Origin of the sequence: Serratia sp. CY40230, from assembly GCF_052168835.1 — a bacterium.
GTDB lineage: Bacteria > Pseudomonadota > Gammaproteobacteria > Enterobacterales > Enterobacteriaceae > Serratia > Serratia nematodiphila.
This window is the reverse complement of the sequence record NZ_JBJNLX010000001.1, coordinates 1,488,375-1,500,065: the sequence shown is the minus strand read 5'-3', so window position 1 is coordinate 1,500,065 and position 11,691 is coordinate 1,488,375. Positions and strand designations below refer to the sequence as shown.

At 58.6% G+C, this 11,691-nt stretch carries 12 protein-coding genes; 5 read left to right on the top strand and 7 right to left on the bottom strand.

Annotated elements, in window-relative coordinates; all coding sequences use genetic code 11:
* The first annotated feature begins 22 nt into the window (after positions 1-22).
* Positions 23-286 (top strand): hypothetical protein, encoded by a 264-nt coding sequence (locus tag ACJ8IJ_RS07100; protein WP_442518386.1) that lies wholly within the window; start codon positions 23-25, stop codon positions 284-286.
* A gap of 16 nt (positions 287-302) precedes the next feature.
* On the opposite strand, the gene ACJ8IJ_RS07095 is transcribed toward ACJ8IJ_RS07100, so the two are convergent.
* A complete protein-coding gene (locus ACJ8IJ_RS07095) occupies positions 303-989 on the bottom strand; it encodes a response regulator (RefSeq protein WP_004928904.1) in 687 nt (228 codons plus the stop codon).
* Positions 990-1,021: 32 nt separating this feature from the next.
* A complete protein-coding gene (locus tag ACJ8IJ_RS07090; protein ID WP_265261908.1) occupies positions 1,022-2,614 on the bottom strand; it encodes an ATP-binding protein in 1,593 nt (530 codons plus the stop codon).
* Positions 2,615-2,940: 326 nt separating this feature from the next.
* On the opposite strand from ACJ8IJ_RS07090, the gene ACJ8IJ_RS07085 reads away from it, so the two are divergent.
* The gene (locus ACJ8IJ_RS07085) at positions 2,941-4,296 is read left to right on the top strand and encodes a 2-hydroxycarboxylate transporter family protein (RefSeq protein WP_369324218.1); all 1,356 of its coding nucleotides are present in this window, start codon (positions 2,941-2,943) and stop codon (positions 4,294-4,296) included.
* A 97-nt stretch (positions 4,297-4,393) separates the two neighbouring features.
* Here ACJ8IJ_RS07085 and ACJ8IJ_RS07080 read toward each other — a convergent pair whose 3' ends face one another.
* Positions 4,394-5,365, bottom strand: coding sequence for a patatin-like phospholipase family protein (locus ACJ8IJ_RS07080; protein WP_004928911.1), 972 nt, complete (start codon positions 5,363-5,365; stop codon positions 4,394-4,396).
* Between the two features lie 206 nt (positions 5,366-5,571).
* Here ACJ8IJ_RS07080 and ACJ8IJ_RS07075 point away from each other — a divergent pair, with 206 nt between their 5' ends.
* The 3 genes from ACJ8IJ_RS07075 (at position 5,572) to ACJ8IJ_RS07065 (ending at position 7,678) form a co-directional block, all read left to right on the top strand.
* Positions 5,572-6,516 carry an MBL fold metallo-hydrolase gene (locus tag ACJ8IJ_RS07075; RefSeq protein ID WP_442518385.1) on the top strand — a complete coding sequence of 315 codons (945 nt, stop codon included), beginning with the start codon at positions 5,572-5,574 and terminating at the stop codon, positions 6,514-6,516.
* Positions 6,517-6,669: 153 nt separating this feature from the next.
* Positions 6,670-7,410 carry an SDR family oxidoreductase gene (locus tag ACJ8IJ_RS07070; RefSeq protein ID WP_131165104.1) on the top strand — a complete coding sequence of 247 codons (741 nt, stop codon included), beginning with the start codon at positions 6,670-6,672 and terminating at the stop codon, positions 7,408-7,410.
* Positions 7,411-7,474: 64 nt separating this feature from the next.
* Positions 7,475-7,678 carry a DUF1289 domain-containing protein gene (locus ACJ8IJ_RS07065; RefSeq protein ID WP_004928916.1) on the top strand — a complete coding sequence of 68 codons (204 nt, stop codon included), beginning with the start codon at positions 7,475-7,477 and terminating at the stop codon, positions 7,676-7,678.
* A 61-nt stretch (positions 7,679-7,739) separates the two neighbouring features.
* On the opposite strand, the gene nrdF is transcribed toward ACJ8IJ_RS07065, so the two are convergent.
* From nrdF to nrdH, 4 genes are read right to left on the bottom strand one after another with little or no spacing between them, the layout of a single operon-like run.
* On the bottom strand, positions 7,740-8,711 hold the full coding sequence (gene nrdF, locus ACJ8IJ_RS07060; protein WP_004928917.1) for a class 1b ribonucleoside-diphosphate reductase subunit beta: 972 nt from the start codon (positions 8,709-8,711) through the stop codon (positions 7,740-7,742).
* Positions 8,712-8,719: 8 nt separating this feature from the next.
* The gene (gene nrdE / locus ACJ8IJ_RS07055) at positions 8,720-10,864 is read right to left on the bottom strand and encodes a class 1b ribonucleoside-diphosphate reductase subunit alpha (RefSeq protein WP_442518384.1); all 2,145 of its coding nucleotides are present in this window, start codon (positions 10,862-10,864) and stop codon (positions 8,720-8,722) included.
* Positions 10,846-11,250: a class Ib ribonucleoside-diphosphate reductase assembly flavoprotein NrdI gene (gene nrdI, locus ACJ8IJ_RS07050; protein ID WP_015378865.1), complete on the bottom strand. Its 405-nt coding sequence runs from the start codon at positions 11,248-11,250 to the stop codon at positions 10,846-10,848. The genes nrdE and nrdI overlap by 19 nt, the downstream gene beginning before the upstream one ends.
* Before the next feature lie 9 nt (positions 11,251-11,259).
* A complete protein-coding gene (nrdH, locus tag ACJ8IJ_RS07045; protein WP_004928934.1) occupies positions 11,260-11,490 on the bottom strand; it encodes a glutaredoxin-like protein NrdH in 231 nt (76 codons plus the stop codon).
* Positions 11,491-11,691: the final 201 nt, after the last annotated feature.

Genomic DNA, 11,691 nt, shown 5'->3' with positions numbered 1-11,691 from the left:
ATGTCATTTAAATGGGATATTAGTGGTTTACATCAAGGTTTTAATTAGTTATGGTAATTTGGCCCGTGACTCAAAATTGACGGCCATTATTCGGCATAATGGTTTGGTTTTTGGGAAAATAACACGGTGTGGCGCAGAGAGATATTTTGGCGCCGCGCCTGCCGTTCGGATAATAAAAAACCCGACCAGAGGCCGGGTAAAAGTCATCAGTATTTCATCAATTTTAACGACAGGTGCCGATATCGAGGGGGATATCGTCGGGCGTCATGTTATCGCCTTAGTATGACAGCCAGATGGCAGCCTCAGGCCTTGCGATACAGCCTGCGCGGATGGCCGATATTGCCGTACAGCATCTCCACCCGCACGAACTGGGTGGCGACGCAATATTCCAGATAACGGCGAGCGGTGGTCTTGCTGATGCCGACTTGCTCAACCACGTCTTCCACCGCATGCGCCACCGCCGGCTGGGCGATAAACAGCGCCTGCACCAGCTCCAGCGTGTTGGTTTCGATGCCTTTGGCACTCGGCTCGCTGGAGAACTGTTTCGACTGCAGGTTATACAGCGCATCGACGTTGTCCTGATCGATGATCTTGAAGGTGCGCTGGGTCTGCACGAACTGCATGAAGCGTTCGAGCGAATTGCGCAGCCGCTTGTAGGACACCGGTTTGATGATGTAATCGAAGGCGCCGTTGCGGATCGCCTGGCTGCAGGTATGCATGTCGCTGGCGGCGGTGATGAAGATCACCGAACAGGCGGGGTTTTTTACCGCCGGTTCTTCCATCAGCTCGATGCCCTGGCCGTCCGGTAGAAAGTTGTCCAGCAGGATCAGCCGCGGCTGATGCTCGTTGGCTTTGGCCCGCGCTTCGGCCAGCGTGGCGGCGTAAGCCACCACCCGCAGGTTGAAATTTTTCTCGATGAACTCCGCGTGCAGCGTCGCCAGTTGCGGCTCGTCTTCCACGATCAGAACGTCCAGTGCTAGGTGTGACATAATCGGGTGCTCAAAAAATCGGGTTATGGGTTTTATTTAGGGATAAATATAGAGAATATCGCGCCGTGCGGCTCGTTGTCCGACACTTCTATGCTGCCGTGCGCCTGCGCCACATGGCTGGCGACCAGATGCAGGCCAATGCCGTGGTCGCTTTTATCCGCTTTGGTGGTGACGCCCTGTTCAAACAGCGTATCACGAATCTCCTCGGCGATGCCGGTGCCGCGATCCGCCACCTCGATCACCAGCTCGTCGCTGCCGTCGCTGATATAGAGTTCGATCGCGTCGTGCGGAGCCGGGCAGTGCAGCGTCGCTTCCACCGCATTATCCAGCAGGTTGCCGACGATCGACATCAGTTCGGTCTCATTCAGCGCCGCCGGGATCTGCCGCAGTTGGCAGGCCGGATCGAAGCGCAGCTCGATGCCTTTTTCTCTGGCGCTGGAATATTTGCCCAGCAGCAGGCCGCACATCGCCGCCGAACTGAAGCGCTGCGAGATGAAATCGAGGATCTCCTGCGCACCCTCCGACTGGGCTTCCACATAGCGAATGGCCTCGTCGTAGCGCTGCATATGCAACAGCCCGGCCAACGTGGCGGTCCAGTTCAGCTGCTCGTGGCGCATGATGCGCAGGTTGTCGGCATAGCGTTTCACCTGGCTGAGCTGGCTGCTCAGGGTATTGATGTCGTTTTTGTCGCGGAAGCTGATCACCCAGCCTTGCAGCTCCTGCTCCTGCATGATGCGCACCCGGCTGGCGATCACCCGCACGTGGTTGAAGCGGCACACCTCGTCGTGCGTATCCTGGCCCAGTTGCGCGGCGGCGAAGAAGTCAGGCTGCGCCTGGATCACGTCGCCGATCGGCCGGCCCAGTAAACTGGCGGCCGGCTGGTGCAGATCCAATAGCTCGCGCGCCGCATGGTTGATGGTGATGATCCGCTGCTGTGGATCGATGGCGATCACGCCCTCATAAATGGCTTCCAGCAGCGCTTTTTGCTGACGCACCAGCAGCGCGATCTCTTTCGGTTCCAGCCAGAACATCTGGCGCTTGAGGTTTTTCGACAGCAGCCAGGAAAAGACGAACAGGGCGATCAGCAGCAGGACGATGGAGCCGATAATTTGCGTCAACGTCCTGGCATTTAAATTATCTATGTGCGATTTCAAATAGCCGACGGAAACGATGCCGATCACGTGATTATTTTCATCCAGGATCGGCGCCTTGCTGCGCAATGAAACGCCAATGCCGCCCTTGCGAATGGAAATAATGCTTTTCCCTTCCAGCACCTCTTTATTATCGCCGCCGATCATCGGCGTACCCAGGCGGCCTTCGTATTCGGAATGATAAAGGTGGCGGGCATGACTATCGCCGATGACGATATAACTGGCGTCGCTGCTGGCGCGGATTTTTTTCATCAGCGCGGCAATTCTGGCGGCGTCGTGTTTTTCCACTGCGTCCACCAGCGAAGGAATGAGGGCGATTTCCCGCGCCTGCACTTGGGCGCGGGCGCCGAGATCGCGGTGCAGCTGCGCATCCAACTGGTAATAGGTGTAGGCGCCGATGCAAGTCAGCAGCAGGCAGGAGAAGGCCACCAGGCACAGAAACAGCTTGATTTGAAATGAGAGTTTGAGGCGCATGGCGGAGCTTCACCGTAAAGAGATCCTGAAGCCTTACCCTATCACGAGAAGCGGGGTCTGTAATATTGCGCCCGATCAACTTGTGATCCTTCACACGGGATTAGAGTGAACCGGACGAGAATTGTTCGCCTGCGATAAAATTGATAAGCTTTAAAATAAAAACGGTATTAACACCATTAAAACCACGCCGGTTTTTACATAATCTTAATTAACCCCATAGAAACCATAACCACCATTAAAAACCCTTTTTAACTTTGAACATAATCACAGCAGATAATCCGTGCGCTTCTCTATGATGGCTGAACAAACTAATAAGAGGCCAGATTATGAGCACAACAGATGATTCTTACCTCGTAGCCAAAGACAAGACCGCCGATATTCCTCTGCGTGAGAAATGGTGGCGGATACTGGACAATTATAAAGTAGGGATTATTCCGTTACCGTTCTTTATTCTGGCCGGCGTATTGATTCTGCTCGACTGCCTGGAAGGCAAATTGCCGAGCGATATCGTGGTGATGGTGGCCACCCTGGCGTTCTTCGGTTTCGCCTGTGGCGAATTCGGCAAACGCCTGCCGTTGATCGGCAAAATGGGCGCGGCGGCGATCTGCGCCACCTTTATTCCTTCCGCGCTGGTGCACTATGGCCTGCTGCCGGACGTGGTGGTGGAATCGACCACCAAGTTCTACAAATCGACCAACATTCTTTATCTCTACATCTGCTGCATCATCGTCGGCAGCATCATGAGCATGAACCGCCAGGTGTTGATCCAGGGTTTCCTGCGCATCTTCATTCCGATGCTGTGCGGCGAGATCGTCGGCATGCTGGTGGGGATGGGCGTCGGCATGGCGCTGGGCCTGGAGCCGTTCCAGATCTTCTTCTTCCTGATCCTGCCGATCATGGCTGGCGGCGTGGGTGAAGGGGCGATCCCGCTATCGATGGGCTACGCGGCGATCCTGCACATGGAGCAGGGCGTGGCGCTGGGGCGCATTCTGCCGATCGTGATGCTCGGCAGCCTGACCGCCATCGTCATCGCCGGTCTGCTCAACCAACTGGGCAAGCGTTATCCGCACCTGACCGGCGAAGGCAGCCTGATGCCGAGCAAGCCGGGCGACGGTGACATGAACGCGGTGGAAAAAATCAGTGGCAAGGTGGACGTCAGCACCATCGCCTGCGGCGCGCTGCTGGCCATTCTGCTGTATATGGTGGGCATGCTGCTGCACCGTCTGATCGGCCTGCCGGCGCCGGTGGGCATGCTGTTCGCCGCCGTGGCGGTGAAACTGGCGCACGGGGTGTCGCCGCGCATTCAGGAAGGCTCGCAGGTGGTGTACAAATTCTTCCGCACCGCCGTGACTTATCCGATCCTGTTTGCGGTCGGGGTGGCCATCACGCCATGGCAGGAACTGGTGGACGCGTTTACCGTACAGAATCTGATCGTGATCGTCACCACCGTCAGCGCGCTGGTGGCGACCGGTTTCTTCGTCGGCAAGAAAATCGGCATGCACCCTATCGACGTGGCGATCGTCTCCTGCTGCCAGAGCGGGCAGGGCGGCACCGGCGACGTCGCGATCCTCACCGCCGGCAACCGCATGTCGCTGATGCCGTTCGCCCAGATCGCAACCCGTATCGGCGGCGCTATCAACGTCTCGCTGTCGCTGCTGGTGTTGGCCAAGTTCTTCGTATAACTCCTATAAATCCTTAGCGTTACTTTGCCTTTCCCCGCCCCCGCGGGGATTTTTTTTGCCCGCGCGCCGGCCGGCCGCGCAGGCGGGAAAACACCGGTTACGCCGCCTGTTTCATGGCGGCGTCATACCAGGCGAAGTAGCGCTCTACGCCGCGACGGCCGGATTCGATCAGCGCGCGTTTTTTCTCCTCGCTGATGCCGAACTCCAGCGTGCCGACGTCGAGCGTGTCGACATACACGGTGCGTTTCCAGTCATCGCTGTCCAGATGCACCTTGGTTTGGATGTCCAGCATCACGTTGGCCACCGCCAGGGTGAAATCAAACAGGTTGTTGACCGGCGTGCGCGGGCCGGCCTGGCCGGCGGCCTGGGCGATTTCGCTGGCGGAATCCAGGCGAATGCCCAGCGTGCGGGTGTTGATGCGCTGGCTGGTGCTGTCGATGTAAGGCGGCGTGGCGGAGAAGTCATAGTCGAACAGCCGCACCGGATAGTTGTCGATCATGCCGCCGTCGATGCACAGGTCGCCCAGGGCATTTTTCTTCGCCACGAAGGCGAACGGGAACGACATCGAAATGCGCAGGCCGTCCGCCACTTTCATGCGCGGCGTGGTGCGGTGAGAATAGACCTCGCGCTGACCGCTGTTGAGGTTGGCGCCGATAAAGTAAATCGACTTGAACCCTTTCGCCGCTTTCATCGCTTCGAACTGCTCGAAGGTAATATCCGGGTTGCCGGTATATTGCTTGATAATATCGCGCGACCATTGATAGAAATAATCGCCGGGCGCGATGCCGTATTGATTGAACAGGCGATAGGCGTCCTGGATCGTGCCGAAAAAGCCGCCGTTATAATCGAGGAATTTTTTAAAATCCATCGCCGACAGAATTTTGGTGACGTCCGCCGAGCTGCAGCCCAGGCCGACCAGCAGTGCGGCGATGGCGCCCGCCGAGGCGCCGGAGGTTTGCTTGATCTGCGGCATGATGCCTTTGGCTTCCAGCAGTTCCAGCGCGCCGCCATAGGCGATGCCTTTTACGCCGCCGCCTTCAAAGACCAGGTTTTCGAATTGATAGCTCATGTTATTTCCTTACTCGTGGTTTAGGGAGTAAGGAAAATAACCAAGTGGCGAACGAGAAAATATGGATTGGGGTTGTGTGGGGCGGCAAACAAAATTATTCACAATAAATATATTATTTATATATTTATCAAAGGCATTTATTAAACAGGCGCATCGGGCTTTTTGCGTCAATACTTAGCGCTGTTCAATTCTCGCAAGGAGTCATCATGTTCTGGAAACGTTGTTTGCTGGGCGCGGCGCTGGCCGTTATGTCATTACAGGCCGCCGCCGCCGCGCCGCAGGCCAAAACCCCGACGCCGGGATTCTACCGCATCATGCTGGGCAGTTTTGAAGTGACCGCGTTGTCCGATGGCATCATTCGCCTGCCGGCGGACAAGCTGTTGCTGAACAGTACGCCGCAGCAGATCGCCGCCGGGTTGGCCGAGCGGCATCAAAGCCTGCCGGTGGTCACCTCGGTCAATGCCTATCTGATCAACACCGGCGACAAGCTGGTGATGATCGACAGCGGCGCCGGCCAACTGCTGGGCGATGGCCTGGGCAAGCTGGTGGATAACCTGCGCGCGGCGGGCTACCAGCCGGAGCAGGTGGATGAGATCTACCTGACCCACATGCACCCGGATCACCTCGGCGGCCTGACGCACGACGGCAAGGCGGTATTCCCCAATGCGGTGGTGCGCGCCGCCAGCCAGGACGCGGACTTCTGGCTAAGCGCGGACAAACTGAAACAGGCTAGCGCGGGCAGTAAAAGCAACTTCGAAAGGGCTCAGGCAGTGATCAAGCCGTATCAGGCGGCCGGCCACTTTAAGCCGTTCAGCGGCGACGGTGAGCTTTCCCCGGGCATTGCCGCCTTTGCCGCCCATGGCCATACGCCGGGGCATAGCGTGTATCAGGTGACCAGCCAGGGCCAGAAGCTGTTGCTGCTGGGGGATCTGATCCACGTGGCGGCGGTGCAGATGCCGCATCCGAAGGTGGCTATCAGCTTTGATAATGACGCCAAGGCGGCGGTCGCTCAGCGGCTGCGGATATTTGGCGACAGCGCGCGGCAGAGCGAGCTGGTGGGTGGCGCACACCTGTCGTTCCCGGGGTTGGGGTATTTGAACCGCCAGGGCGACGGTTACACTTGGGTGCCATTGAACTACGGCGCGCTGTAACGGAGATGGCCGCCCGTTGGGCGGCCATCGAACAGAGCCCAGCGGCATTGTTCGATAATTTGGGATTATGATGCCAGAGAATCGGGGCTGATTCGCCGTGATAAACAGTGCATGATTAACGCTCTGCCCGTTGCTTTCTTTAAGGATCTCCCGATGAACCAGAAAACGCCTCCTGTCGCCATCGTCACCGGCGCATCCCGTGGCATCGGCGCGGCCATCGCCGAGCGTCTGGCCGCCGATGGCTTTACCGTCATCATCAACTATTCAGGCAATCCGGCGCCGGCCGATGAGCTGGTGGGCAAGATAGAACAGCGCGGCGGCCGCGCCTTGAGCGTCAAGGCCGACGTCAGCGATGCGTCTGCGGTCGTCCGGCTGTTCGACAGTGCTGAACAGGCGTTTGGCGGCGTCGACGTGCTGGTCAATAACGCCGGAGTGATCGCGCTGGCGCCGATAGCGGACATGAAGGATGAAGACGTGGATCGCCTGCTCGACATCAACCTGAAAGGCAGCTTCAATGCGATGCGCGAGGCGGCGAAGCGCCTGCGCGACAATGGCCGCATCATCAACTTCTCCTCCAGCGTGGTGGGGTTGCTGCAGCCGGGTTACGGCATGTATGCCGCCAGTAAGGCGGCGATCGAAGCGCTGACCAGCGTGCTGGCGAAAGAGCTGCGCGGCCGCAATATCACGGTGAACGCCGTCGCGCCGGGGCCGACCGCCACCGGCTTGTTCCTCGACGGCAAAACCCCGGAGCTTATCGAGCGGCTGGCGAAGATGGCGCCGTTGGAACGCCTGGGTACGCCGGACGATATCGCCGCGGCGGTGGCTTTTCTCGCCGGGGCCGACGGCGGCTGGATCAATGGCCAAACCCTGCGCGCCAACGGCGGCATCATCTGATTGGCGACGCGCCGCCGCCGGATCGGGTATCCTGTGGCGGCACATATTACATCAAGGGCAACGTATGGTGGGCCACACTCAGCAATCCTATCCTGGCGTCAGATCGCCCTGCGTCAGCCTGTGCCGGATCGACGACGAAACCCAGCAGTGCCGCGGATGCCGGCGCACGCGGGCGGAGATCGCCGCCTGGCTGACCGCCAGCGACGCGGAGAAACGCGCTATCTGGCGGCGGCTTGAGCTGCGTGCGGAATTCAAGCAAAACACATAGTCGCGAGAGCACGACACGCCGCACTCCCGTGAAGGTTTATTCCTGATACGGCTAGCCAGCCTCAGAAATCCCAGTCCTCATCCTCGGTGTTGACCGCCTTGCCGATAACGTAGGACGACCCTGAGCCGGAGAAGAAGTCGTGGTTTTCGTCGGCGTTCGGCGACAGCGCCGACAGGATAGCCGGGTTGACCTCCGCCATCGCCGGTGGGAACAGCGCTTCATACCCGAGGTTCATCAGCGCCTTGTTGGCGTTGTAGTGCAGGAAGGTCTTCACGTCTTCCGTCCAGCCGACGCCGTCGTACAGCTCCTCGGTGTAACGCACCTCGTTGTCGTACAGATCCTGCAGCAGATCGAAGGCGAAGTTTTTCACCTGTTGGCGCCGTGCAGCGTCCACTTTCTCCAGCCCTTTCTGGAACTTATAGCCGATATAGTAGCCGTGCACCGCTTCGTCGCGAATGATCAGACGGATCAGATCGGCGGTGTTGGTCAGCTTGGCGCGGCTGGACCAGTACATCGGCAGGTAAAAGCCCGAATAGAACAGGAACGACTCGAGGAACACGCTGGCGACTTTTTTCAGCAGCGGATCGTCGCTGCGGTAGTGCGCCAGAATGATGCCGGCTTTCTTCTGCAGCGCACGGTTTTCCTCGCTCCAGCGATAGGCGTCATCCACGTCCGGCGTTTGGCACAGGGTGGAGAAGATTGAGCTGTAAGAGCGGGCGTGCACCGCCTCCATAAAACTGATGTTGGAGTACACCGCCTCTTCGTGCGGCGTCAGCGCATCGGCGATCAGGGCCGGCGCGCCGACGGTGTTCTGGATGGTGTCCAGCAGCGTCAGCCCGGTGAACACCCGAATGGTCAGCTGTTGCTCCTTTGGCGTCAGCGTGGCCCAGGAGGGGATATCGTTGGACAGCGGCACCTTCTCCGGCAGCCAGAAGTTGGAGGTCAGGCGGTTCCACACCTCCAGATCCTTGTCGTCTTCGATGATGTTCCAGTTGATGGCGCGCACCAGCGGCGCCGATGTTACGGTCGTCATAAGTTGCCTCACAGCGAGCAGGACACGCAGCCCTGCACCTCGGTGCCTTCCAGCGCCATCTGGCGCAGGCGGATGTAGTAAATGGTCTTGATGCCTTTGCGCCAGGCGTAGATCTGCGCGCGGTTGATGTCGCGGGTAGTGGCGGTATCGCGGAAGAACAACGTCAGCGACAGCCCCTGATCGACGTGTTGCGTGGCGGCGGCATAGGTATCGATGATTTTCTCCGGGCCAATCTCGTAGGCATCCTGATAATACGCCAGGTTGTCGTTGGTCATGTAAGGCGCCGGGTAGTAAACGCGGCCGATCTTGCCTTCCTTGCGGATCTCGATGCGCGAAACGATCGGATGAATGCTGGAGGTGGCGTTGTTGATGTACGAGATGGAGCCGGTCGGCGGCACCGCCTGCAGGTTCTGGTTGTACAGCCCGTGCATCATCACCGACTGGCGCAGCGCGCGCCACTCGTCGCGGCCCGGAATGGCGATACCGGCGGAGGCGAACAGCTCGCGCACCCGCTCGGTCTGCGGCAGCCAGTCGCGTTCGGTATATTTGTCGAAGTACTCGCCGCTGGCATAGCGAGAGTGCTCAAAGCCGTCAAAGGCGCCGCCGCGCTCGATCGCCAGCCGGTTAGAGGCGCGGATGGCGTGATAGGCCACGGTATAGAAATAGAGATTGGTGAAGTCGATGCCTTCTTCCGAGCCGTAGAAGATGCGCTCGCGCGCCAGGTAACCGTGCAGGTTCATCTGGCCGAGACCGATGGCGCGGGCGCTGCGGTTGCCTTCGGCGATCGACGGCACCGAGCGGATGTCGCTCATGTCGGCCACCGCGGTCAGCGCACGGATCGCGGTCTCGATCGCTTTGCCGAAGTCCGGCGCGTCCATGGTTTTGGCGATGTTCAGCGAGCCTAGGTTGCAGGAGATGTCCTTGCCGATGCGATCGTAGCTCAGATCTTCATGATACGTACTGGCGCGGTTGACCTGCAGGATCTCCGAACACAGATTGCTCATGTTGATGCGCCCGGCGATCGGGTTCTCCCGGTTGACCGTGTCCTCGAACATGACATACGGGTAGCCGGATTCGAACTGGATCTCCGCCAGCACCTGGAAGAACTCGCGCGCGTTGATGCGCGACTTGCGGATGCGCTTGTCGTCCACCATCTCGCGGTATTTTTCACTGACGCTGATTTCAGACAGCGGCATGCCATACACCCGCTCGACGTCGTAGGGCGAGAACAGGTACATCTCTTCGTTGTTCTTCGCCAGCTCAAAGGTAATATCCGGGATCACCACCCCCAGCGACAGCGTCTTGATACGGATCTTCTCGTCGGCGTTTTCCCGCTTGGTGTCGAGAAAACGCAGGATATCCGGGTGGTGGGCGTTGAGATACACCGCGCCGGCTCCCTGGCGCGCGCCGAGCTGGTTGGCATAGGAGAAGGCGTCTTCGAGCATTTTCATGATCGGAATGACGCCGGAAGACTGGTTCTCGATGCGCTTGATCGGCGCGCCCACCTCGCGAATATTGCTCAGCAGGAAGGCCACGCCGCCGCCGCGTTTCGACAGCTGCAGCGCGGAGTTCACCGCCCGGCCGATCGATTCCATATTGTCTTCGATGCGCAGCAGGAAGCAGGAGACCAGCTCACCGCGCTGGCGTTTGCCGCAGTTGAGGAAGGTCGGCGTGGCCGGCTGGAAGCGGCCCGAAATCATCTCCTCCACCAGATCCTGAGCCAGGGCGGTATCGCCCGCCGCCAGCGTCATCGCCACCATGCACACCCGATCTTCGTAGCGTTCCAGATAGCGCTTGCCGTCGAAGGTTTTGAGCGTATAGCTGGTGTAGTACTTGAAGGCGCCGAGGAAGGTCTCGAAGCGGAATTTTTTGGCGTAGGCCTGCTGGAACAGCTGCTTGATAAACGGGAACTCGTACTGCGCCAGCACCTGCGGCTCGTAGTAGCCTTCTTCCACCAGATAGCGCAGCTTTTCCTCCAGGTTATGGAAGAACACGGTGTTTTGGTTGACGTGCTGCAGGAAGTAGTGCCGCGCCGCCAGCCGATCCTTGTCGAACTGGATCCGGCCTTCCGCATCGTAAAGATTGAGCATCGCGTTGAGCGAATGGTAATCCAGCGCGCCCGTCTCGGGCCTGGTCAGTTCTGTCGTTGCCAAAATGCGGTTACTCCCTGTCGAACGTTTTCAACGTCTTGCGCGGTGCCGAGCAGCTCGAAGCGGTACAAAAAAGGCACCTGGCATTTTTTGGCGATGATGTCGCCGGCGATGCCGTACGCTGCGCCGAAGTTGGTGTTCCCGGCGGCGATGACGCCGCGCAGGTATGAACGGTTTTGCGGAACGTTGAGAAAGCGGATCACCTGGATCGGCACCGCGCCGACGGCGCTGCCGCCGCCATAGCTGGGCACGATCAAGATATAGGGTTGTTCCATCAGCAATTTGCTGCGGGCGCCGGCGATCGGAATGCGGATCGCCGGCAGGCCCAGTTTCTCAACGAATCGGTGGGTGTTCTCCGAACTGCTGGAGAAATAGACCAGCGGATTCATCGTCGAACCTCAGCAGGTGAGCGCCAGCGCGCCGATTTTGTCCGGCCGGAAACCGGACCAGTGATCGTCACCGGCGATAATCACCGGAACCTGCTGATAACCTAATGATTTAACGTGGTTCAGCGCCTGCTGATCCTGGGTGAGATCGATCACCTGATAATCAATCCCCTGCTTATCAAATGCGCGATAGGTGGCGTTGCACTGGACACAGTCCGGCTTACTGTAAATAATAATGCTCATGATTCGCATTTACCTTTAGGCTGAAGGAAAGGCGGACAAGTCAGAGAACGGAGCATCGTTCCTGGCGTTTCTGACGGCGTTATCAACCGAACGACATTCCCTGCGGTTGACCTATAAAATACTATATGTTGATGTTTGTTTTATCAACCACGCTATATATGGTGTTTTATGGGGTTGGGTGCGCAGACCGCGTCGGAGCTG